20 protein-coding genes and 1 pseudogene are annotated in these 24,252 nt (G+C 55.7%); 15 read left to right on the plus strand and 6 right to left on the minus strand.

The features are described from left to right. The first annotated feature begins 44 nt into the window (after positions 1 to 44). The 11 genes and pseudogenes from DYU11_RS22335 (at position 45) to hslU (ending at position 10,900) form a co-directional block, all read left to right on the plus strand. Entirely contained in the window at positions 45 to 1,388 is a 1,344-nt protein-coding gene (locus DYU11_RS22335; RefSeq protein WP_119669939.1) for an aminotransferase class III-fold pyridoxal phosphate-dependent enzyme, read from the plus strand. A 214-nt stretch (positions 1,389 to 1,602) separates the two neighbouring features. Continuing rightward, positions 1,603 to 2,409, plus strand: coding sequence for an SDR family oxidoreductase (locus tag DYU11_RS22340; protein ID WP_119669940.1), 807 nt, complete (start codon positions 1,603 to 1,605; stop codon positions 2,407 to 2,409). 125 nt (positions 2,410 to 2,534) lie between these two features. After that, positions 2,535 to 3,086 (plus strand): KdsC family phosphatase, encoded by a 552-nt coding sequence (locus tag DYU11_RS22345; protein ID WP_119669941.1) that lies wholly within the window; start codon positions 2,535 to 2,537, stop codon positions 3,084 to 3,086. Continuing rightward, entirely contained in the window at positions 3,067 to 3,972 is a 906-nt protein-coding gene (locus tag DYU11_RS22350) for an N-acetylneuraminate synthase family protein (RefSeq protein WP_119669942.1), read from the plus strand. The genes DYU11_RS22345 and DYU11_RS22350 overlap by 20 nt, the downstream gene beginning before the upstream one ends. A 112-nt stretch (positions 3,973 to 4,084) precedes the next feature. Then, the gene (locus tag DYU11_RS22355) at positions 4,085 to 4,999 is read left to right on the plus strand and encodes a sterol desaturase family protein (protein WP_119669943.1); all 915 of its coding nucleotides are present in this window, start codon (positions 4,085 to 4,087) and stop codon (positions 4,997 to 4,999) included. Positions 5,000 to 5,059: 60 nt separating this feature from the next. Next, positions 5,060 to 6,418, plus strand: a complete 1,359-nt coding sequence (locus DYU11_RS22360) for a glutamine synthetase family protein (protein ID WP_119669944.1) — start codon at positions 5,060 to 5,062, stop codon at positions 6,416 to 6,418. Between the two features lie 3 nt (positions 6,419 to 6,421). Then, positions 6,422 to 7,465 carry a hypothetical protein gene (locus DYU11_RS22365; protein ID WP_119669945.1) on the plus strand — a complete coding sequence of 348 codons (1,044 nt, stop codon included), beginning with the start codon at positions 6,422 to 6,424 and terminating at the stop codon, positions 7,463 to 7,465. A 15-nt stretch (positions 7,466 to 7,480) separates the two neighbouring features. Next, the gene (locus tag DYU11_RS22370; RefSeq protein ID WP_119669946.1) at positions 7,481 to 8,329 is read left to right on the plus strand and encodes an HAD-IIA family hydrolase; all 849 of its coding nucleotides are present in this window, start codon (positions 7,481 to 7,483) and stop codon (positions 8,327 to 8,329) included. Between the two features lie 53 nt (positions 8,330 to 8,382). Further along, positions 8,383 to 8,757, plus strand: a complete 375-nt coding sequence (locus tag DYU11_RS22375) for a DMT family transporter (RefSeq protein ID WP_119669947.1) — start codon at positions 8,383 to 8,385, stop codon at positions 8,755 to 8,757. A gap of 287 nt (positions 8,758 to 9,044) precedes the next feature. After that, positions 9,045 to 9,386, plus strand: a pseudogene (locus DYU11_RS22380) (Uma2 family endonuclease); the annotation flags it as partial. 134 nt (positions 9,387 to 9,520) lie between these two features. Further along, positions 9,521 to 10,900, plus strand: a complete 1,380-nt coding sequence (hslU, locus tag DYU11_RS22385) for an ATP-dependent protease ATPase subunit HslU (RefSeq protein WP_119669949.1) — start codon at positions 9,521 to 9,523, stop codon at positions 10,898 to 10,900. A gap of 24 nt (positions 10,901 to 10,924) precedes the next feature. Here the strand turns inward: hslU and DYU11_RS22390 are convergent, their stop codons facing one another. From DYU11_RS22390 to DYU11_RS22410, 5 genes are all read right to left on the minus strand, one after another. Beyond that, positions 10,925 to 12,304, minus strand: a complete 1,380-nt coding sequence (locus DYU11_RS22390; protein ID WP_119669950.1) for a glycoside hydrolase family 30 beta sandwich domain-containing protein — start codon at positions 12,302 to 12,304, stop codon at positions 10,925 to 10,927. 102 nt (positions 12,305 to 12,406) lie between these two features. After that, positions 12,407 to 12,808 (minus strand): hypothetical protein, encoded by a 402-nt coding sequence (locus DYU11_RS22395; protein WP_119669951.1) that lies wholly within the window; start codon positions 12,806 to 12,808, stop codon positions 12,407 to 12,409. Then, complete coding sequence (locus DYU11_RS22400; RefSeq protein WP_199736763.1) at positions 12,805 to 14,040, minus strand: MFS transporter; 1,236 nt, start codon at positions 14,038 to 14,040, stop codon at positions 12,805 to 12,807. Before DYU11_RS22400 ends, DYU11_RS22395 begins: the two co-directional genes overlap by 4 nt. Positions 14,041 to 14,115: 75 nt before the next feature. Next, complete coding sequence (locus DYU11_RS22405) at positions 14,116 to 15,552, minus strand: sensor histidine kinase (protein WP_119669953.1); 1,437 nt, start codon at positions 15,550 to 15,552, stop codon at positions 14,116 to 14,118. A 74-nt stretch (positions 15,553 to 15,626) separates the two neighbouring features. Next, a complete protein-coding gene (locus DYU11_RS22410; protein WP_119669954.1) occupies positions 15,627 to 17,009 on the minus strand; it encodes a sigma-54-dependent transcriptional regulator in 1,383 nt (460 codons plus the stop codon). 178 nt (positions 17,010 to 17,187) lie between these two features. Here DYU11_RS22410 and DYU11_RS22415 point away from each other — a divergent pair, with 178 nt between their 5' ends. Together DYU11_RS22415 and DYU11_RS22420 are read left to right on the plus strand one after the other, a co-directional pair. Beyond that, the gene (locus DYU11_RS22415) at positions 17,188 to 18,882 is read left to right on the plus strand and encodes an ArnT family glycosyltransferase (RefSeq protein ID WP_119669955.1); all 1,695 of its coding nucleotides are present in this window, start codon (positions 17,188 to 17,190) and stop codon (positions 18,880 to 18,882) included. Between the two features lie 202 nt (positions 18,883 to 19,084). Continuing rightward, positions 19,085 to 20,332, plus strand: coding sequence for an efflux RND transporter periplasmic adaptor subunit (locus DYU11_RS22420; RefSeq protein ID WP_119669956.1), 1,248 nt, complete (start codon positions 19,085 to 19,087; stop codon positions 20,330 to 20,332). Positions 20,333 to 20,416: 84 nt separating this feature from the next. Here DYU11_RS22420 and DYU11_RS22425 read toward each other — a convergent pair whose 3' ends face one another. Further along, positions 20,417 to 20,776: a four helix bundle protein gene (locus DYU11_RS22425; protein ID WP_119669957.1), complete on the minus strand. Its 360-nt coding sequence runs from the start codon at positions 20,774 to 20,776 to the stop codon at positions 20,417 to 20,419. Between the two features lie 109 nt (positions 20,777 to 20,885). On the opposite strand from DYU11_RS22425, the gene DYU11_RS22430 reads away from it, so the two are divergent. Beyond that, on the plus strand, positions 20,886 to 21,563 hold the full coding sequence (locus tag DYU11_RS22430) for an ABC transporter ATP-binding protein (protein WP_119669958.1): 678 nt from the start codon (positions 20,886 to 20,888) through the stop codon (positions 21,561 to 21,563). Between the two features lie 92 nt (positions 21,564 to 21,655). Beyond that, positions 21,656 to 24,076: an ABC transporter permease gene (locus DYU11_RS22435; protein ID WP_119669959.1), complete on the plus strand. Its 2,421-nt coding sequence runs from the start codon at positions 21,656 to 21,658 to the stop codon at positions 24,074 to 24,076. The last annotated feature ends 176 nt before the right edge of the window (positions 24,077 to 24,252 follow it).

A 24,252-nucleotide genomic window follows, 5' to 3' on the forward strand; every position in this document is an offset into this window, starting at 1 on the left:
CACAAACCACAAACCACACACTACAAACCAAGCCCCACAACCCCATGCCGAACACCATCCGATTTAACGAAAACTACCCCGACATAACTGTCTCGGATCAGTACTACGAACGCGGGCTGGCCGTCCAGAAACCCATCACCCAAACGCTGGCCAAAGGACCGGGCCAGTTCACCAAAGGCGTTGCGCCTAAGTACCTCGACCGGGGTCTGGGCTCGCACGTCTGGGATGTGGACGGGAACGAATACATTGACTTCAACGCGGCCATCGGCCCTGTTTCGCTGGGCTACTGCTACCCGGTCGTCGACGAGGCTATCCGGCAACAGCTGACCAAAGGCATTACGTTCTCGCTGACATCGCCCCTGGAGGTTGAGCTGGCCGAACTGGTGCGCGAGGTCATTCCCAACGCCGAAGCGGTTAAGATCAGCAAAACCGGAGCCGACGTCTGTTCGGCGGCTATCCGGGTGGCACGCGCGTTTACAGGTCGCGAAAAAATATTCTGCTGTGGTTACCACGGCTGGCACGACTGGTACATTGCCGTAACGAGCCGCAACGCCGGGATTCCGGGCGCGATTCAGGATATGACCTATACGTTCGAGTACAACGATATTGAGTCGATCAAAGCCGCCCTCGACGACACCGTAGCGGCTTTGATTCTGGAACCCTTCATTTTTGAAGCCCCGAAAGACGGCTTTCTGCAGGAGCTCGCCGAGGTCTGTCGGCAGAACGGAACGCTGCTTATCTTCGACGAAATGTGGACGGGCTTCCGGATTGCCCTGGGTGGTGCTCAGGAGTACTTTGGCGTAACGCCCGATCTGGCGGTGTATTCAAAAGCCTGCGCGAACGGTATGCCCATCGCCCTGCTGACCGGCCGCGCCGACGTCATGGAACTCTTCAACGGCGAGGTGTTCAGCTACACGACGTTTGGCGGAGAAGCCCTGTCGCTGGCGGCCTGTATCGCTACGATTCACGAACTGCGCGACAAGAACGTACCGGCCTATCTGGACGAAAAAGGTGGCTTACTGAAAGACGGCTACAATCAGATTGCCCATGAATTCGGTATGGCCCACCTGACTAAGTGCATCGGCTTTAACTGCCGCACCCTGGTGACCTTCGCGCCCGAAGCCGGCAACGGGCTGGAGGTTAAAACGCTGATGCAGCAGGAGATGATCAAGCGGGGCATCCTCTGGGCGGGGTTTCATACCATGTGCTTCAGCCACAGCGACGATGATATTCAATACACGCTGTCGGCCTACCGCGACGTCATGCCGATCATGAAAGACGCCATTGACAGCGGCAATCTGAAGAGCTACCTGAAAGGCGAGGTACTGGAAGCGGTGTTTCGCAAAACAAGTCATTACAACATCAAGCCGAAAGCAACGGCGGTTTGAGTACCGGTAGGGGTTGATGTAGATATGGTGCAAAGGTTCATTGATCAGACTCTGAGCCGACAAGGTCTAACGGCACGTCTGACCCAACTAACATTAAGCCCAGATGACAACGAATCAACAATAAACCGGTCAGACGTACCGTCAGACCTGCCGGTCGACAAGGTCTGACGGTACGTCTGACCGGCGAGCGTTCGAACCAGTGTTTACCAGACAGATGCTTGATCAATTTTTGTTAACCGGCCGGGTGGCTATCGTAACGGGCGCAACCGGCCTGCTGGGTAAGAAGCATAGCGAAGCCCTGGCCAGTGCCGGAGCCAGCGTAGTAGTGGCCGACCTGAACGAGGGCTCCGCGCAGGCGTTTGCGGCTCAACTGGGTGATCAGCACCTGGGCCTAGCCCTTGACGTAACAAATGAAGCCAGCGTACAGGCCGTTCGCGACCGGGTACTGGACCGATACGGCCGCATTGATATTCTGGTCAACAACGCGGCCCTGAACGAAGCCGTTGAAAACCCCAGCCTGGCGCTTGAGCTGACAGCCTTTGAAAACTTTCCGGTGGCGCAGTTCCGGGCATCACTGGACGTGAACGTAACGGGGGTGTTTCTGTGCTCGCAGGTGTTTGGCAGTGTGATGGCGCAGCAGGGTAAAGGCAGCATCATCAACATTGCGTCGACCTACGGGCTTGTCGGTCCCGACCAGAGTATCTACCGCGATGAGGCCGGTGAGCAGACGTTTTTCAAAACGGCCGCCTATCCGGCCACGAAGGGTGCAGTGGTCAACTTCACGCGCTTTCTGGCGTCGTACTGGGGCCATAAGGGCGTTCGCGTCAATACGCTGACGCCGGGGGGAGTTGAAAACAACCAGAACGAAACGTTTGTCCGGAATTATTCGGCGCGAACCGTACTGGGCCGCATGGCGCAGCCCGACGAATACCAGGGTGCAATTGTGTACTTAGCCAGCGACGCATCGTCGTACATGACCGGCAGCAACCTCGTCGTCGATGGAGGCTGGACGGCGATTTAACTAGTTCGTGGTTTGTAGTTTGTGGTTTGTTGTTGCTCTGCAAGGCTGCCTTCAACCACAAACTACAAACCACAAACTACAAACCACGAACTACAAACCGATAAACCAATAAACCCCAGACTACCTTGACACAGGAACTACTCGAACGTGCGGCCCGTATCAAACTCCTGCTGACCGACTGCGACGGTGTATTGACCGATGGCGGGGTTTACTACGGGGAATCCGGCGAGGTGCTCAAAAAATTCAACATCCGCGACGGTATGGGGGTGGAGCGGCTGCGTGTCCTGGTCGATGTCGAGACCGGCATTGTCACGGGCGAAACCTCGCCGTCGGTGGTTACCCGGGCGCAGAAACTACGTATCGTTGAGTTACATTTAGGCATAAAAGATAAACTAGCCCTGCTGTCCGACATCCTGGAACGCAAGGGCCTGACGGCCTCGGAAGTGGCCTTCATCGGCGACGATGTTAATGACCTGGCGGTGCTGAAGGCCGTTGGTCTGGCGGCCTGCCCGGCCGATGCGACCCGATTTAACAAGGAGATTGCTCATTATTGCTGCGACACCAAAGGAGGAGAAGGCTGCTTTCGCGAAGTAGCTGAATTCATTATTCATGCAAAACAAAGTATCAGCGTTCAACCAACCCAAATTCTCTCAATGCATGAGAACAGTCCAGCTTAGCTCCGGCCGACTCATTGGTGCCGGTCAACCCACGTACGTAATCGCCGAAATCGGCATCAATCACAACGGGTCACTCGAACTGGCCAAACAACTCATAGACGAGGCCGTTGCGGCCAAAGCTGATGCCGTGAAGTTTCAGAAACGTACCCCCGAACTCTGCGTCCCCCGCGACCAGTGGGAGGTCATGCGCGATACGCCCTGGGGCCGGATGTCGTACATCGACTACAAGCGCAGAACCGAATTTGGGGTGCTGGAATACACAGCCATCGATCAGTACTGCCACGAAAAAGGCATCGACTGGTTTGCATCGGCCTGGGACACCGAGTCGGTTGATTTTCTGGAGCAGTTTGATCCGTGTCTGTACAAACTGGCTTCGGCCTCGCTGACCGACTACCCGCTCATCGAACGGATTCTGGAAACGGGTCGCCCGCTGATTCTGTCGACCGGGATGTCGACCATGCAGGAAATCGAGGAAGCTATCGAACTGGTTCAGCAGTTTGACGCCGGGTATCCGCTGCTGGTCGCCCACTCGACTTCGGCCTACCCCTGCAAGCCCGAGGAGTTGAATCTGCGCATGATCCCGACGCTCCAGCACCGCTACCCAACTCTGCCCGTCGGTTACTCGGGTCACGAAACAGGACTGGCCACGACGGTAGCCGCTGTGACGCTGGGCGCTACGTTTATCGAACGCCACTTTACCCTCGACCGCGCCATGTGGGGCTCCGACCATGCCGCTTCGGTTGAACCGCAGGGTCTGCAACGCCTAATACGCGATGTCCGCGACGTTGAAACGGCGCTCGGCGACGGCATCAAACGCGTCTATGATTCAGAACTCGGCCCAATGAAACGCCTGCGGGTGAACATCAGCCCGGCGTATTCAAAATAGGCAGTTGGTTTGTGGTTCGTGGTTCGTGGTTTGTAGTTGCTGACGCACAAAACCACCAACCATAAACCACAAACTACAAACCACGAACTACGAACCACGAACCCTGTTCACCATGCCCCAGGAAGACGTACTTCGCATCACCACCGCCATACTGATTGGCTGGATCGCGATCATTGTGATCTGGGAGCGGGTTGCGCCGTATCGGAAGGGTCTGTCCCTGTTTCGGGAAGGGTTCTGGGTCGATCTCGTCTGGTATACCCTTATCCAGAGCTACGTCCTGAAAATCCTGATCTTCGATTACATCATTGCCCCGTTGCAGACCCGCTTCGACTGGTCGGACTGGCAGTTCGTGCGCGACTGGCCCATCTGGGTGCAGGTGTTGTTTTTTCTGTTTACCCACGATCTGTACATTTACCTGTTTCATCGCTGGCAGCACGCCAACCCGTGGCTCTGGCGCACGCACGAAGCCCACCATTCCAACAAAGAAGTGGATTTTCTGGCCGGTTCGCGGTCACACGTACTCGAAATCATCATCAACCAGACTATCGAGTTTGCGCCCATTCTGCTGCTGGGGGCCGATCCGGCCGTGGTGCCCATCAAAGCCCTGCTGGATGCCATGTTCGGCATGTTCATTCATGCCAACATCCGGGTCAATCTGGGGCCGCTGAAATACATCATCAACACCCCGAACCTCCACCTGTGGCACCACGCTAACTACCGCGAGGTGTTTCACGCCAATTTCAGCACCAAGTTTTCGTTTTTTGATTACCTCTTCGGAACCGTGTATGACCCGGGCCACGCGCCCGGCGACAAACCCGAAAACTGGGGCTTGTACTACGATTTTCCGAAAGATTACTTCCTGCAACATGCCTTCTCGGTCAGGCGCTTCGACGAACGGGCTCTCTTACGGTATCGATGGTTCTCCCGGTATTACTATCTTCGCCCCAATTTGCTGCGGTGGCTGAGTCGGCGAAAATCAAACTCCCAGCCCAGTCAGGAGCGGGTCGATACGTATCCGGCCGACTAAGCAGCGAGCCGCAGCTCTTTATCAGCCAGTCAGCGCGGCCTATCGAAGCGTAGCACAACCATGGACCAGTCAGCCATTATTGCCTTACTTGAGGAGCAGGACATACAGAAAATTCGCTACGCCTTCGCCGATATTGACGGGGTGCTGCGCGGCAAAATCATTCACCGCAACAAGTTTCTGGACGGCCTGACCGACGGCTACGGCTTCTGCGACGTCGTATTTGGCTGGGATTGCACCGATACCCCCTACGATAACGGCACCGTTACGGGCTGGCATTCGGGCTACCCCGACGCCCCCGTCCGGATCGACGTATCGACCTTCCGGCAACTTCCGTGGGACGATCAGATGCCGTTTTTCCTGGCCGATTTCAGTCGCTCCGATGGCAACGATCTGGCAGCCTGCCCGCGGAGCCTGCTCAAACGCATCGCCCGGCAGGGTGCGGATATGGGCTATCACACCGAGTTTGCGCAGGAATTTGAATGGTTCAATTTCCGGGAAACGCCCCAGACGTTACAGCAGAAAGGCTTTCGGCAACTGGAACCGCTGACGCCCGGCATGTTTGGCTATTCGATTCTGCGCCCGTCGCTGGAAAGTGATTTCAACCACGACCTGTTTGATCTGCTGGCTCAGTTCGACATCCCGCTCGAAGGCCTGCATACCGAAACCGGCCCCGGCGTCTACGAAGCCGCAATCATGCACGATGAGGTTGTGCGGGCCGCCGACAAAGCCACCCTGTTCAAAACGGCGGTCAAGGAGATTGCCTACCGGCACGGCCTCGTCGCGACGTTCATGGCGAAGTGGAACGCCGACCTGCCCGGTTGCAGCGGCCACATTCACCAGAGCCTGTGGACACCGGACGGCACAAAAAACCTGTTCTTCGATCCGGCAAAACCCGACCGCATGAGCGACCTGATGCGGCAGTACATGGCTGGCCAGCTGCATTGCCTGCCCCACATTCTGCCCATGTTTGCGCCAACGATCAACAGCTACAAACGGCTCGTTGAAGGGGCCTGGGCGCCCACGACCGTAACCTGGTCGGTCGACAACCGGACAACGGCCCTGCGCGTGCTCAACCACAAGGAAGCGTATGCCCGCGTCGAACACCGGGTTGCCGGGGCCGACTCCAACCCCTACCTGGCTATTGCTGCTTCGCTGGCGTCGGGCCTGTACGGCATCCGGCACGGACTGGAACTGGATATTCCGGCTACGGTCGGCAACGGCTACCAGGACAAACAGTATGGTACGTTGCCGGCGAACCTCTGGGAAGCGACCCAGGCCATGAAAACCTCCCCCGTTGCTACCGAGTTATTCGGCGAAGGGTTTGTCGATCATTTCACCCGCACCCGCGAGTGGGAATGGCGGCAGTATGCCCGCCAAGTCAGTGACTGGGAGTTGAAACGGTATTTTGAGATCATTTAGTCAATGCGCATAGTCAATTATCCCGCTATAATCCGGGAAGCCTGGAGAGGCTTCGATGCCTCCCAAACCATACAAACCATCGAGGACATCAGCGCCCGCGTTTCGACCAACCACGTATTTCGGGTCCGGTTCGACAACGGCGACATCGTCATCGCCAAGCTGTCGTATTTCGGTAAGTACGAGCATTTTAAGGAAGATCACCGCATCATTCAGGCGCTGGCGAACAACCTACTCTACCCGTTCGAGAACGTACTGGCCAAGTCGCTGCTGAAGAACAACCAGGTGTACACGTACCGCTACAAAGAAGGGCTCGTTGATGCCTGGGTGGTGTTTTACAATCCGATCCGGACGATGAACAAAATGCCTCGTCGGCTTGAGGAGCACCACATCCGGACATTGGGTACACAGATCGCCAAATTTCACAAAGCCTGCGCCCGGGTCAGCAGCGTATTACCGAAATCATCGAAGACGCTGCGGTCCGATATTCAGGGACTGCTCGACATTCTGGATTCCGAATCGGGGCAGTTTGAGCACCGCAACCACGTGGATACGCTCCGCGAGCAGTGCGACATTTTCCTGAAAAACCGGCAGAAGCTCGTGGCCGGCACCGTCGAAACCATGCCCGTGTTTGTAGACTGGAACATCGGCAATTTCTCGGTTACCGATAATCTGGAACTGTTCTCGCGCTGGGATTACGACTGGTTTCGCATCAGTTACCGCGTCATGGATTTCTACTTTTTCAGCCGCGTTACGTCCGACGTCGGCGACCGGACCGTGTTCAGCTACTTCATCGGCCCGCTGATGGAAGACCGGTTTATTCTGTTCCTGCAGGAATACCACAAGGTCTATCCGCTGACGGAGAATGAAGTCCGGTTTATGAAAGAAGCGTATCGTTTCTTTATTTTAAACTACGTAATCAAGTACGGTCGGTATTTTTTTCACCGGACCTACGCCACCAAACTCCAGCGCGAAGCGTACGAGATTTATTTTCCGTCAATTGATCAGCAGTTCGATGCGGACAAAATCCTGCGGGCGCTGAACATCTAACCCCACCGGTACGGTATGCAGTTTGACGACTTCAAAGCGATAATTTCGAAGTATAAGGTCATTTTTTTTGATGCGTTTGGCGTCCTGAAGACGTACAACGGCCTGATTCCGGGCATCGAAAAGACCTTTGCTTACCTGAAAACTCAAAACAAAGACTTCTACGTGCTGACCAACGACGCATCGCGGAGCCCTGACCAGCTGGCGGAGTCGTATCACCTGCTGGGTCTGCACGACGTAGTGCCGCAGTGCATTATCTCGTCGGGCATGCTGGCGCGGGAGTACCTGGAGTTGAAAGTTGACCACGGTACGGTGGCCTACCTGGGTACGGCGAATTCGGCCCATTACATTGAAACGGCCGGTCTGAAAACCCTCTCGATCAGCCAGCTTGACCTCAACACCATTTCGGAAGTGAATGCGCTGGTGATGCTCGACGACGAAGGATTCGACTGGAATACCGATCTGAACAAAACCGTCAATCTGCTGCGTAAACGTAACATCCCGGTCATCGTCGCCAACACCGACGCTACGTATCCGGTGTCGCAGAATCGGCTGGCAATTGCCATCGGCGGGGTCGCCCAGATGCTCGAGACGGTAGTGGGTAAGCAGTTTATCCGCTTCGGCAAACCCGACGCCCAGATGTTCATTTTCGCGTATGAACACATTCGAAGCCCCTCGACCGTCACGAAAAAAGACATCCTGATGGTCGGCGACACGCTGCACACCGACATCCTGGGCGGCAACAAATTCGGATTGGACACGGCGCTCGTACTGACCGGCAACACCCAGGCCGAAGACGCCGAGATCCGCATCCGCAGCACCGGCATCATCCCGACCTACGTTTGCGAATCGGCGGTGATTGATTAACGTATCCGACGAACCCGATTGTTAACGACTCCCGGTAAACAACCTTACGAACTGTGCAAGCCTGGTTTTTTCTATTCATCGCTGCCACCTTCGAAACGGCCTGGACGTATTCGGTCAAGTACATGAAATTTGCGGATCTCAGGCTGTTACGCTGGCATAACTTCTACAGCCCGCAGATCGGTCTGCCCATCCTGGCACCCATCATCGGATACGTCGTGTTCGGCATTGCCAACATCTACTTTTTCTCGATGGCGATCAAGCAGATTCCGACCCCAACGGCTTTTGCGGTCTGGACCGCTACGGCGCTGATCCTGATCAAGCTGACCGACGTGTTGTTTTTCAAAGCCGACTGGTCTCTGCCCGAGCTGTTCTTTCTGATGCTGATCGGTATTGGTATTGTGGGTTTACGGGTCTACGCCACGGCCTGATGCTAATCAAAGCGGCTTTTAATACGTGTCACCTTAATCTAATTAGAGCGAAATAGGATGGCGGAAGAAACTGGCAAACGCATCTACACCGTGGATGATACCTCGCACTGGAAAATCGCTCGGAGGTAAAGCACGAATTTGTAAATGGCCTATTGATTGAAATACCGGGAGAATCGAAGAAAACCAACGAAATTGGGGGCAATATTTTTGTCAATTTAAAGCTGGGCTTGAAAGTAAAGCCACACAAAGTATAGAACCACGACGTCAAGCTACGGACCGTCCCAAATCGCGAGTACCGCTATCCTGACATCATGGTCGTCCCAACCAACGACGCTGACGATACACACGTTGTTCATAAAGCAGTAATGACGGTTGAAGTAACTTCGGAAAACTCGTCGGGTGTTGATCATGACGAGAAGTTTCACGAATACGTAGGCATGCCTTCGATCGAATACTACCTGCTTGTTTGTCAAGCCGAGTCATTGGTTGAAGTCCACCAACGCACCGGTACAAAGTGGGAATACGCCTTTTACACTAACCTTACCGACTCATTTGAGGTAACAGCACTCAGCCTCACTATGCGTTCGAGTGACATTTACGAAAGTGTATTTTGGTTCTTCACCATCTAAGCAGGATTAAACCAAAAAATCCTGCTCAGTTCGCACAATTTGTCATTTCCTGTGTTTCTTTGAAACAGTCCCTTTGTTGCGGAGACTACCACTCCCAACGAGACACCTGAAACAAAACGGTTTACTGTTTCATAATGACCCAGTCACTCAAAGATTTAACCCCCCGGCAAATTGTTGCCGAATTGGATCAATACATCATCGGCCAGCACGACGCCAAACGGAACGTTGCCATTGCGCTCCGGAATCGCTGGCGCCGGATGAACGCGCCGGACGACATGCAGCGCGAAATTACCCCGAACAACATCCTGATGATCGGCGCTACGGGCGTTGGTAAAACGGAGATTGCCCGGCGGCTCGCGAAGCTGGCCGATGCCCCGTTCACCAAAGTAGAAGCTTCGAAATTTACGGAAGTCGGCTACGTGGGCCGCGACGTCGAAAGCATGGTTCGCGACCTGGTCGAGCAGTCGGTCAATATGGTTCGGGCGGCCAAAAAAGAGTCTGTTCAGGTAAAAGCGCAGCAACTGGTTGAAGATGCCATTCTGGACATTCTCATTCCGCCCGTCAAGCCGACTACTACGCACATGGGCTTCGAGAACAACAACGATCCGGACGCCGAACTGAACGAACGGACCCGCGAACGATTCCGCGAAAAGATCCGCTCCGGCGAGATGGACGACCGCAAGATCGACATCGAAGTGCAGCAAAGTCAGGCTCCGAATATTGGCGTCATGGGCGGTACGGTCGACGAACTGTCGATGATGAACATCCAGGAGATGATCGGCGGCATGATGCCCAAACGGGGCAAAAAGCGGAAAGTAACCATCGCCGAGGCCAAAAAGATCATGCTGGAGGAAGAAGCCGCCAAACTGATCGACATGGATGAAGTGAAAGAAGAAGCCATCCGAAAGGCCCAGGATTCCGGCATCATTTTTATCGACGAAATCGACAAGGTAGCTTCAGCGCGGAGCAACGGCTCGGGCGGACCGGACGTCAGCCGCGAGGGCGTGCAGCGCGATCTGCTTCCGATTGTGGAAGGCAGCGCAGTCAACACTAAATACGGCGTCATCCATACCGATCACATTCTGTTTATCGCGGCCGGGGCCTTTCACGTTTCCAAGCCCAGCGACCTGATTCCCGAGCTGCAGGGCCGTTTTCCGATTCGGGTGGAGCTGCAAAGCCTGTCTGAAGACGATTTTTACCAGATTCTGAAGGAACCCAAAAACGCCCTGACCAAGCAATACGTAGCGATGCTGGCGGCCGAAGGCGTCGAGTTAACCTTCCAGGATGATGCCCTGCGCGAACTGGCCCGGATTGGCTTCCAGGTCAATTCAGAGGTCGAGAACATCGGTGCCCGGCGTTTGCAGACCGTCCTGAGTCACCTCTTAAATGACTTCATGTTTGACATTCCGGACGTGATCGGGGCCAACGCCCACGTAGTAGTCACAAAGGAACTGGTGCTGGAAAAACTGACCGGTCTGGTGCAGAACCGCGACCTGAGCCAGTTTATCCTGTAACCGCGTTTGCCGAACGGGTTTCGATTAGTTTACATCCGTCAGGGTCATCACACTCCGGCCGGGCATCGTCACGATGTCGGCCGGAGTTATGCTTTCTTTGGTAACGCAGTTGTCAGTCGGCGAACTCAGATACCGCCGGAGGCTTCGGGGCAGCCCCGCCCCTGCCAGTTTGATAGCTATTGGCTCCCGGCTGCGGTTCATCAATACGAGCGTGGTTGACCCGTCGGGATGCCGGAATGCCAGCGGCAGTACGTCGTCGGAACCGCTCGTGCATTCAACCCGTACGGCACCGGGCCGGATGTACCGGTAAAACTGTTTGGAGGTAAAATAGAACCGGTGCGGCACTCCCTTGTAGATCAGCGTTTCGTCAATCCAGTAGTCTTCCTGCACGCTCAGCCGCCACCATACCCAGGCCGATACGTTTCCAAACCGGAGGGCCGTGTAGATGTTTTCGGCCAGCCCGAATGCGCCGGGCAGGGTTTTGGTTTCGCCATCGGCAAAAACGGGGGCCGGCTCCCAGGTATTCGAATACCCGGACGTTTCGGTCATCCAGAGTGTTTTACCGCTGCGCTGCGCCAGCGCGTAGGTGCCGCGCCAGTTCGCCGGATTCTTGTCGGTAGGCTTTACCCCATCGTTTGTGTACCCGTGAACGGCCAGGAACCGGGTGTACTGCAGCACCTCCTTGCTGGCGTGGATGTTATCAAAATACTCACTGATGCGGGGGAAATACTGCACATCCTCCGGCCCGAACAGCCGGGTTGACACCGGCTGCCCGTCTGCGTAGGTAGCATTGGCCAGCTTCCGGCCGACCAGCGCCATAATAGCGGGGAGTTCGGTTGGTTTGAACACGCACGACGGAAACGACTGGGCAAAAGCCGGCTCGTTCTGTACGCACAGGGCATATAACTCAACCCCAATCTGCTGGTAGAACTGCCGGACGTATTCGACGCAGTAGTCGGCCAGAGCTTCCTCCATACCAGGCTTAAGTCGATTTTTAGGATCCCCCTGCCCGCGCAGGCTCCCGTTCTCCTTCATCCAGGCGGGCGGACTCCACAAGGTAGCAATGAACGTACTGACACCGAGTTGTTTTAAGCGGAGCAGATTGGCCGTTCCTCCGCTGACGTCGTTGGCTTTATCAAAGTTATAGGGCCCGTCGGGGGTTTCCTTGAATCCATACCCGACCTCACCCCGGTGAATGGTAAGGCCCAGGTCGTTGACCAGCCGTTCGGCCTGTTTTTCAGGATTGTAACCGCCAAAACCGACCATGGTCTGAAACGTTTTCGTCGTATCGACCGTAACAGCAACGGCCTTATCCGCCGTTACCTGCGCTTCTGTTCCGGGCGAGCAGGTCATCAGCAAACATGGTCCAATGAGCAACAGCCAGGTGTGCAGGATACATTTCATTGATGATTCAGGAACTGGGTTTACGAATGAATGATCCGGGAAATTAAGCAAATCCGGCGGGCCAACTTTCCTGCTCTGTCATAAAGAAAAGGGGAGAGACCCTTACGGCATAAGCCGAACCAATCGTTCGATGGCCCGGTCGGTGTCCGAGCGTTTCACGGCCGGCGGATCAAAGCGGTTGAACGGCCGAAGCTCGAGCACAAAGGAAGTTTCGACGGATTCCTCATCCAGCGGGGTAAATAGTTTGTAGCCAAGCAGGTGAATCGGCATTAACCCGTGCCGGGCCTTAAACCGGGCGAGCAGCGCCCCTAGAAACGACTCGACCGCCTGCTCCGTACCTCCATCGACGGGTACGAATTTGACGAATCCAAACGTACGGTCAACCAACGTCTGCTCATGGGGTTCGTAGTGACCTTCGCAACTCGAAAACGTTCGGACCACCCCCGTTCGGTTCAGGGCGTCGACCAATGGCCGGATACGCGGTTCCAGGTCATCCAGTGTCATTGGCCCTGCTGCCTTGTCCGATTCCGCTGCCGCCATAGCCCAGCCAGATAAATGGTTGCGACGGCCGCCAGCAACCCCGACAGCCCAAAGGAAGCGTCCAGGCCAGCCTCGCCGGCAAAGTGATTGAGCAGCCAGCCCGACACCACCGCCCCCAGTCCGATACCGGCTTCGAGCGCGATGTACATGGTTGCCATAGCCCGGCCGCGCGTAGCTTCGTCGCTGAGATCGGCGGTCCACGCCTGTACGGTGGGTGAGTTCATGCCCCACGACATGCCAAAACAGATACCCGCGGCCCAGAACCAGACCGACGCGTTCGGGTCACCGGCGTCGACCAGCGTCAGCAGAATCATGGAAACAACCAGTACCGCAGTCGACAGCGCCAGCACGGGAACCCGTCCGTAGCGATCCGACGACCGGCTGAACGTTAGCCGAACAGCCAGTGACGCAATGGTATAGACCGTAAAAAACAACCCTTTGTTGGTGATGCCGAGCGACGTACTCAAAGCCGGGGCCAGCGTCAGCACGGCCCCCGACGAAAACGACTGCAGCAGCAACACAATGAACGGCTTGGTGGCCTGCCGGTCGAATACCTCGTTGGCTTTCAGCTTGAGCAAACCAAAGCGGAACGGCTGACGTACCGGCAGCGTTTCGGGCATCCGCAGCAGAATACCGATCGACAGCAGAGCAAACATGGATGACACCCAGAACAGAACATTGATCGAAAACGCATCGGCCAGCCAGCTACCGATCGCCGGTCCGAGCGACATGCCCGTAGCTGTGAACAGCCCCAGCGCGCCCATAGCCTCCCCCCGCCGGTCGGCAGGCACTACGTCGGCCACGTACGCGGCCGTTGCCGTGGGTTTGGTGCCGGTCGAAAAGCCATGAACAAGCCGGAGCATCAGAAAGCCCCAGACGGTCAGGAGATACGGATAGAGAAAGCCGCAGACAAAACACACCAGCGACCCAAAAGCCATGACCGGTACGCGGCCGATGGTGTCGGTCAGCTTACCGCTGAACGGACGCGACAGGCCCGCCGTGAGCGTAAAGAGGGCGATGATTAGACCCACGTATTCGCGGCCACCCAGCCGGGTCAGGTGATCGGGCAGCTCGGGAATAAGCATCTGGAAACTGGCCGAGAACAGAAAGTTACTGGCACACAGCAACCAGAACGGCAGCGTATACAGGCTTGTGCTACGGAGGGTGGCTGAAGAGGGATTGGACGAGGAGGTAATCAAGTGCGAAACCAACTAGTTTCACACAAAAGTACCGGCAAAATGTCGATCCGTCTTTACCGATGCCTAAATAATTCAAAAGACCAGGCTGAACGTACTGCCCTGGCCCACGGTTGATTCGACCGTTAGCTGCCCGTCGTGAAGCTGCATGATCTGTCGCGACAGGCTTAAGCCAATGCCCGAACCGGTTTTTTTGGTCGTATAGAAGGGGATGAAAATCTGCTCCATGGCTTCGGGTTCAATGCCCGGCCCGTTGTCGGCTACCTGAACAACAACGCGGGCACCATCCTGAACGGCACTGATCTGAATGAGCGGATCGGGCTTGCTGCCTAAACTTTCGATGGCATTGCGCAGCAGATTGATCAGCACCATCTCGATCTGCCCTCCATCAGCCCGGATGCTCAGGTTTGACGTAGCCACCGATATGGTGATGGGATACCCCGGTTTATCGGCCTGAACCAGCTGCGCTACGTGGCGGAGCAGTTTCTCAACCGACACTTCGTCAAAAACCGGTTGGGGTATCGACGTAAAATGACGGTACGCATCGACAAACCGCATGATGCCTTCACCCCGCTGCTCAATCGTCATCAGTGCATCGCGCAGATCCCCCACAGCATCGGCATACGTAGCATCGAGCGGCCTGTACGAACTGCCGCTTCCATTCAGATTCGGTTCGGCCGGAGAAGGCTCGGCCAGATTCGGCTCGGCGGGCAGCGGCAGCAGATCCGTTTCAACGATGTCGCGCATTGTACCAGCCAGCGATACGATCGGCGTAATCGAGTTCATGATTTCGTGCCGCAGCACCTTCGTCAGGTTTTGCCAGGCTTCCAGTTCCCGCTGCTGCAATTCGGTACGGATGTTCTGCAACGACGCTACGGTCACCAATCGGCCACGCAGCCGCACCGACGCACATCGAATCGATAACTCCCGGTCGGAGCCGCTCAGCCGCGACCCGGTCTGGTAAACGATGGGCGCGGCTACGTTGACCGACGGCCCGCGCTCCGACGACTGCAGCAGGTCGACCAGATCGGGGTGAACGTTCCTGAGGTCGTTAAGGTGCCGAAGCCGGTAAATCCCCAGCAGACGCAAAGCAGCCTGATTGACCAGCTCGACCTGCCCGGCCGTATCGAAGGTCAGCAGACCGACGCTGACGTGCTGAACAATCGTGTTGAGATAGTGCAGGTTAGCCTCTTTTTCGGCGCGGGCTACCCGAAACGCATCGAGCACTTCGTTGAACTGGATGTTCAGGTCACGAAAGCTGGGGCCAAGATCATTGTCGGTCCGGAATGCAACCGTAAAATCGGAGTAGCGCACCGATTCCAGAAACCGCGTCAGTTTCCGATTCAGTCCCGTAACGTACCGATAAAGACTAACTGAAATCACGATGTGCGTAATCAGGAGTGGCACCAGCAGCAACCCACTGGTTTCCTGAAGGTACACGTATACCATCAGACCGGATAACAACACGATCACGAGTAAACGCCAGGCTAGTCCTACGCTAAAATGCCCCATTGCTTGTGGTTTGTAGTTCGTGGTTTGTAGTTCGTGGTTGAACTGGGCGGAACAACTACAAACCACAAACTACATTACAGTCCGTATTTTTCTAATCGCCGATACAGCGCCTGGCGCGACAGGCCGAGCTCTTTCGCTACGTCGGTAATGCTCCCCTGATGTTTGTGCATGGCCTGCTGGATCAGTTGCTTTTCCATATCCTCCAGCTGCATGGTTTCCCGAACGGGATTGTCGCGCAGGGAGTTGTCGGGACCACCAACCGTAGCGGTGGCCTTGAGGGCAAAATCGGCTGGTTCCAGTACATTACCACGCGCCAGAATCACGGCCCGTTCGACAGCGTGCTGCAGTTCACGAACGTTGCCCGGCCAGCGGTATTGCCGCAACTGACTCACCAGAGCCGGATTGATGCTCGTCACGGGCCGGTTGTATTGCTTGCTGTAAAGCTTCAGGAAGTGTTCGATCAGCGGCACAATATCGTCCTGGCGTTCGCGCAGGGGCGGCAGCGGCAGCTCGATGGTATTGATCCGATACAGTAAATCCTGCCGGAACGTCCGGTCGGCCACACGCTCGTTGAGGTCAGCGTTGGTGGCGCAGATGAGCCGGACATCCACCGCCCGGGGTTTGTTGGACCCTACGCGGGTTACCTGACGCTGCTGCAGCACGGTCAGCAGCCGGGCCTGCTGCGAGGCCGTAAGGTTCCCAATTTCATCAAGGAAGATCGTACCGCCGTGGGCCTCTTCGAAACGACCGGCGCGGTCTTCGCGGGCGTCGGTGAAGGCGCCTTTGACGTGGCCGAACAGCTCGCTCTCAAACAGCGTCTCGCTCAGCGCGCCGACATCCACGCTCACGAACGGCTTATCCCGTCGGTTCGACTGCTGGTGAATCTCGCGGGCGACCAAATCCTTACCGGTTCCGTTTTCGCCCAGAATCAGTACGTTGGCATCCGTGGGAGCAACCCGCTCCACCGTTTCCAGCACCGGACGCATGGCCGGCCCGATCAGGGTTTGCGAACCCGGTCGTTTGGCGGCAGCCTTGCTCTTCCGGCCCGACTCGTCGTCCGACTTTTCCCGGTTGCGCTTTCCTTCGATAGCCAGCCGGATGGTTTCCAGAAACTTGTCGTTCTGCCAGGGTTTCAGCACGAAATCGGCAGCGCCGGCCTTGATAGCCCGCACGGCCATCTCAACGTCGCCATAGGCCGTAAACAGAATGACTGCTACCTGAGCGTTCAGGTCCAGAATGCGGTCGAGCCAGTCGAACCCTTCTTTACCTGAATTGACATCCCGCGTGAAATTCATGTCCAGGATGATTACATCGTAGGAATTATTGCCGACCAGAAACGGCAGGCGCTCAGGATTCTTTTCGATGTCCACTACCGAAAAATGCCGTTTCAGCAGCAGTTTTGCCGCCAGCAGCACATCGGGATCATCATCAACAATGAGTATTTTGCCCTCTTGCATAGACCAAAGATAAACGTATCGACGTGATAGTTGCACACAAGGGTGTACGAGCGGCTAAATTCCGGTTTTGTTGCGTTATTTTGCCTTACCAGTTTAACTATTGGTTTCCGCTTCCGTAAACTGACCGTCTACGAAACGGTTACTACGTCGGCATTGAGCGCCCGACATCATCAGTACCATGTTGACTTTCCAGGAACACCTTACTCATTCATTGACCGACCGCTGGTTTTATCTCCTCGTAGCTGCCGGCCTGCTGCTGAACGCTACCGGCTTATACCCGCCTATTCTCGAACCCGACGGGGCCTTATACGCCAGCATCGCCAAAACCATGGCCCTGAACGGCGATTTTGTCAACCTGTTCGCGATCGGCCGCGACTGGCTCGACAAGCCCCATTTTCCGTTCTGGATAACGGCGTTCAGTTATCTGGTATTGGGTGTAAACACACTGGCCTACAAACTTCCGGCCCTGGTGTTTTTCGGACTCAGTACGGCGTATACCTACCGATTTACCCGGCTGATGTACCCCAAACCGGTTGCGCAGGTAGCCACCCTTGTTTTCCTGACGGCCTTTCACGGTATTCTGTCCAACAGCGACGTTCGGGCCGAACCCTACCTGACTGCGCTGGTGATTGGCCCGGTGTACCACTTTTACCGCGTGTATCAGAACGCTCCGAAGCCCTGGCTGCATATCGTGCTGGGTTCGTTCCTGACTGGCTGCGCCCTGATGACCAAGGGGCCGTTTGTGGTGGTGCCAATCGGTGCCGGCCTGGTGCTGCACTGGCTGCTGACGGGCCACTGGCGGGAACTCCTGAAGCCCCGCTGGTACAGTGTGGTGATTCTGTCGGCCTTGTTTACACTGCCCGAAATCATCAGCCTCTACCGGCAGTTTGACCTGCACCCCGACAAAGTGGTTTTCGGCAAAACCGACGTATCCGGTGTCCGCTTCTTTTTCTGGGACAGCCAGTTTGGCCGCTTCTTCAACACCGGACCGATCAAAGGATCGGGCGATCCGTTCTTTTTTGTGCATACGCTGCTCTGGGCATTTCTGCCCTGGTCGCTTCCGTTATACGTCGGCGTTGGTACCGTACTCCTTAAACTGGCTCGTCGGCACAACCCGCTGCCCGAATACGTGTCGCTGGGTTCCGGGCTGGCTACGTTCCTGTTGTTTTCGGCCTCGGGGTTCCAGTTGCCGCACTACATGAACATCGTCTTTCCGTTCTTCGCCATCCTGACGGCCCAGTTTCTGGTCAGCCTGTCGCCGGCCAGCCTCAGGCGCTGGACCCTCGGCCAGACGGTTATCGGGGGCTTGCTCGTCGCCCTGATCGTAGCGGTATTGCTGCTGTTTCAGCCGGGGCAACTCGGTGGAGCGCTGACCTGGGTAGCTGTTGTAGCGCTGGCGACCACCCTGCTTTTCCGGGGTCATGACTTACTCGCCCTCATGGGCCGCATGACGGGCGTGATGCTGCTGCTGGCGGGCGTACTGAACCTGTTCTTTTACCCGTCGCTGCTCCAGTACCAGGCCGGTATGGTGGCGGCTGAGTACGTCAACACCCGACCCGACCTGCCACCGACAACGGCCATTTACGGCTCCGGTACGTACGGCGAAAGCGCCTGGTCGTACGAATTTTACGTCGACCGGCCGGTCTGGTACGCCCGTCCCGACTCGGTGCTGCGTCAGCGGGTTCGTCGGGAGCCGGTGCTGGTGTTTACCTCCGCAGCCTACGCTGATTCCCTGCGGGACCGGGGATTTGCCCCCCGCACGGTCGCCACCTTTCCATACTACCACGTCAGCAAACTCAGCTACCCGTTTCTGAACCCCGCCACCCGACCGCAGACACTACGCCCTTACGTCCTGCTGGAGGTTAAAAATTGAGTAATTGACCTGCTGAATGACAAAATCACAAAAGCGGACAGGTATTCGTCCGAAAGCGGACAGCTTTATCAGGCCATCAGGCGTAATACCGCTGACAATCAGTAGCTTTGTCTGGTTGGCACGACAATTGGGTAGTTATGGACGATGATCGAGCCGCTTTATAGATTCAATTATTCAACAACTCAATCATTCGACATTAACAATGGATCGCGTCTTACCTAAACGATTTTGGACTCAGCAGCGCATTCTCATCGCCGTAGGTACAATACTTATCAGTTCCCTTCTGGCGTACACGTTTTTATTCGCTGACAACCGCTCGAAACTGAACGTTGAGCGTGAAAAAATAACCGTATCGACCGTATCGACCGGCCCATTTGAAGATTTCATCGCCGTAACGGGTGTCGTTCAGCCCCTGAAAACCATCCGGCTCGACGCCATTGCCGGGGGGTATGTGACCGAGAAACTGGTAGAGGGCGGCAGCATGGTGAAGCAGGGCGACGTACTGCTCCGTCTGGAAAACCAGAACCTGCGCCTGAACTTCCTGCAGTCGGAAACGGAGGCCAACCGACTCGTCAATGATCTACAGAATACCCGCCAGCGCCTGCGGGTGGAGCGATACACACAGCGGAAAACCTTATCCGACCTCGATTATCAGATCAGCCAGGCAAAAGACGTGTACGACCGGCAGGCCAAGCTGTTCAAAGACAAGGTAATTTCGGAGCAGGATTACACAAAGGCCAAGCTTGACTACGAGCGCCTGATCGAGCAGCGTAAGATTGAAGTAGAATCGCAGAAATACCAGGAAGAGAACGCCAAGACGCAGATCCAGATGCTCGAAGGCACCCTGGCCCGGACGCAGAAGAACGTAGCCCTCTGGCAGCAAACGCTGAACAACCTGGTCGTGAAAGCCCCCGTGTCGGGTCTGCTGTCGTCGATGGACATTGAGGTGGGGTCAAACATCAACCAGGGCCAGAACATCGGCCAGATCGACGATCTGGACGGCTTCAAAATGCGCGTCGGCGTTGACGAGCACTACCTGAACCGCATCTTCACCGGCCTGAAAGGAACGTTCGAATTCAACGGCGAAAAGCACGAACTCGAAATCACACGCGTCTTCCCGGAAGTGCGTAACGGCCGTTTCGAAGTGGATATGGTCTTTACGAAAGGCGCCCCTAAAGGCATCAAGCGCGGCCAGTCGTCGCCGATTCAGCTTGAGTTAGGTAAGGCCTCAAAAGCTACGTTGTTGCCGGTTGGCGGCTTCTTCTCCGACACAGGCGGCAACTGGGTATACGTAGTGGGGAACGACGGCAAGCGGGCCGTAAAGCGTAACATTACGCTGGGCCGCAAAAACCCCGAATACTACGAAGTACTGGAAGGCCTGCAGCCCGGCGAACAGGTCATCACGAGCAGCTACGAGAATTTTGGGGAAAACGAGGTGTTGGAGTTTTAATAAGAGGGGAAGAAAAGGGAGGAAGGGGACGAGAGGGAGGAAAGGGGCAACGCCCTCGTCACTTTTCTCGTCTTCCTCCTACTTTCAAAATTTTTCCAATCGAGTCTTTATCAGATTTTGCAACATTGACGAGATAACTCTACTCTTTGAAATCAGTAACTGACCTGTTTCAGCATCGAGTAGATTGACAGCAACAGCTAAATGAATTTGCGTTCGTAATTCACCATTTGATCCTTTGGCAATGCGGAGAAAACGAATAAACTCTTTGTTGGCGTGGCGCTCGAAACCTTCCGCAATGTTGGAAGGAACGGACACGGACGAACGACGCATCTGGTCACGTAGACCATAATCTTTACAGTCAGCCAAAAGCTTATAAATGCCAACAGCTTGGGCTAAACCTTCTTGCCAAACGATCAAATCTTCAAACTGTTCAACTTTTGCCATGAGAATCAGGAGTTAGTCAACGATGGGAATTTGAGAAAAGCAAAACTACCCAAAAGAGGTAATTCCCTCTTCTTCCCTCGTCCCTTTCCTCCCTTTCCTCCAAAAAAATATGATACAAACCGTTAACCTCCAGAAACTCTTCGCGACAGAAGAGGTTGAAACCACCGCTCTGCACGGCATTTCGATGGACGTCCGCGATGGTGAATTTGTGGCCATCATGGGTCCATCCGGCTGTGGGAAATCCACGCTGCTGAACATCCTGGGTCTGCTCGATAACCCGACCGCCGGCGAGTACCATTTCTACGGCACGGAAGTGTCGCGGATGTCGGAGCGGCAACGGGCCCAACTCCGCAAAGGCTCCATCGGCTTCGTGTTTCAGAGCTTCAACCTGATCGACGAGCTGACGGTTTATGAAAACGTAGAACTGCCCCTGCTGTATCTGAAAACACCCGCCGACGAACGCAAGGCCCGCGTGGAAGAAGCGCTGACCCGCATGAACATCATGCACCGGCGCAACCACTTTCCGCAGCAGTTGTCGGGGGGGCAGCAGCAGCGGACGGCCATCGCCCGCGCCGTGGTAGCGAAGCCCAAGCTGATCCTGGCCGATGAACCGACGGGTAACCTCGATTCGGCCAACGGCGAAGAGGTTATGAAACTCCTGATGCAGTTAAACGACGAGGGTACGACCATCATCATGGTGACGCACTCACCCTACGACGCTGGTTTTGCGCACCGGATCGTGAACCTGTTCGACGGTAAGATTGTGACCGAGAACTTCCACGTTTAGCAGCACGAACAGCAGGGGGGCTTAGGGCGTAGGGCATTGGGTTAAGATGCGCCATCTCACCCTAAGCTCCTCGCCCCAAGCCCCTTGCAGTTATGCTACACAACTACCTCAAAATTGCCTTCCGCAACCTGTGGAAGCATAAGACATATACCCTTATCAATACGGTAGGGCTGGCGGTGGCTTTTGGGAGCTGCCTGTTGCTGTTTCTGACGGCCTACCACGAACTGTCGTTTGACAACTTCCACACGAACGGCAAAAACATCTACCAGCTTTATAATCAGACCGGTTTGTCGAACAAGGGCGTACCGATGCCGGCACCGCTGACGACGGCCCTGAAAAAAGAATTCCCCCAGGACATCAAGCATATCGTCCGGGTGGTTAGCGGTGGAACGATTCGTTACGGCGACAAGTCGTTCAGTAAAACCGTCCGGTACGTAGATGAACCCTTCCTCCAGGTATTTTCCTTCCCGACGCAACGGGGAGCGCGGCCCGAGTCGGCGCTGAGCAGTCTGAGCAGCGTTGTTCTCACCGAAACGGCCGCTAAAGACATCTTTGGTAGTGAAAATCCGATCGGCAAAACCCTGTCGCTTCAGGACGAAACCGGCTGGAAACCCTTTGTGGTATCGAGCATCGTAGCCGACTACCCCGACAATTCCAGCTTTCGATTCGACATGCTGGTTCGCTTTGAGGCCGACCCTACCTATCAGCTCAACAAAGACAACTGGGACGATAGCTACCACACGGTGTTCCTACAACTGGCCGACAACGTGACCCAGGCCTCATTTGAGCAAAAATTGCGCGGTGTTGTAAAGAAATACTACGCCGGAAACCTTAGCAACCTGAAGCGCGACGGCAGTCAGCCCGACGAGAACGGTGACCTGTACAGTCTTCGGCTGCTGCCCCTACGCGATTTGCATTTCGACCCGGAAGTAGGAACCGCCGAAGTGCCTCCCGTAAAGAAATCATACCCCTACCTGCTGCTGATTGTAGCGGGTTTCATCGTTGTTATCGCCTGCATTAACTTCATCAACCTCTCAACGGCCCGGTCGCTGACACGCTCGCGGGAGGTTGGCATGCGAAAAGCCCTCGGTGCGCTCAAAAGCCAGTTGTTTCTTCAGTTCTGGGGCGAAGCACTGCTTATCAGCCTGTTTGCCCTGACCCTGGGCGGGCTGCTGACCTACGGGCTTCTCCCGGTTTTCAAGCAGGTGTTCAGAAGCACGACCTCCTTCTCTTATTTCCAGCAGCCCGCCATTCTGATTTCGCTGCTGATCGGGTTTCTCCTGATCACCTTCGTAGCGGGTGGCTATCCGGCCTGGTTCATGGCCCGGTTCAACACGATCAAGGTATTGAAAGGGGGCATCTCGCTGAACCGGACGAGTATCTTGCGCAATACGTTGCTGGTTGTGCAGTTTGCTATCGCTACGCTGCTCATTACCTGCACCGTAATTGCCTGGCAGCAGATTAACTTTCTGCGGAAAATGCCCCTCGGCTACAACGAAGATCAGGTGATCAGCATTCCGATCCGGGGCAGCATCAACGGCCGCCAGATGTTACGTCTGCTCCGCGATCGCCTGTCTCAACAACCCCGTATTCTGAGCATTACGGGTGCGTATAAGAATTTCGGTCGGGGGCTCGACGGCTCAACGGTTACGTCGATCATGGGCTTTGAGCACAACAACCATTCGGTACAGAGCCACTGGCAGATTGTCGATTACGATTACCTGAAAACCCTCGATCTGAGGCTGATCGCAGGCCGGGATTTCTCGCGTGAATACGCTACCGATACCACTACCAGCGTCATCATCAACGAAGCCATGGCGAAGGCGCTGGGCGACAGGAATCCCATCGGAGCGCTCATGCAGGTCGACTCCGGTCGGGCGCCCCTGCAGGTTGTCGGCGTCGTGAAAGACTACCACCACGAATCGCTGAAGCGGAAAATTCAGCCGAATACGCTGATTATGGATCAGGGCTGGCCGATCGGCTACGCACTGGTCAAGATAGCGCCCGACAACGTACCCGCAACGATGGCCATGTTGAAAAAGACGTGGGAGGAACTCGACCCGAATTCAACGTTTCAGGGTAGTTTTCTCGACGAGAACACCGACCGGCTCTACAAAGCCGAAGAACGGCTATCGCAGCTGTTCATCAGTGCGGCTATTGTCGCGATCGTTCTGTCCTGCCTGGGGTTGTTTGCCATTGCGGTGATGGTCATGACGCAGCGAACCAAAGAGGTTGGTATCCGGAAAGTGTTGGGCGCGTCGGTACTGAGCATCGTCGCCCTGCTGTCCAACGATTTTCTCAAACTGGTGGTGGCCGGTATTGTGATTGCCTCGCCGGTAGCCTGGTATTTCATGAACCAGTGGCTGCAGGATTTTGCCTACAAGATTGACATTGAGTGGTGGGTCTTCGTGCTGGCCGGTTTACTCGCGATTGGTATTGCCCTGCTGACGGTCAGTTTCCAGAGTGTGAAAGCCGCCCTGATGAATCCGGTGAAAAGTCTGCGTACTGAATAGCGTGGGGGTTGGGGCTAAGGGCGTAGGGCATGGGGTATAACTGCCCTTAGCCCCCTGCCCCAAACCCCCAGCCCCCTGCCCCACGCCCCAACCCCCTTGCCCTATGCTCCGCAACTACCTCAACATCGCCGTTCGGAATCTTCGCAAGGACCGGACGTACAGCGCCATTAACATCG

It is taken from the genome of Fibrisoma montanum, from assembly GCF_003583365.1.
GTDB lineage: Bacteria > Bacteroidota > Bacteroidia > Cytophagales > Spirosomataceae > Fibrisoma > Fibrisoma montanum.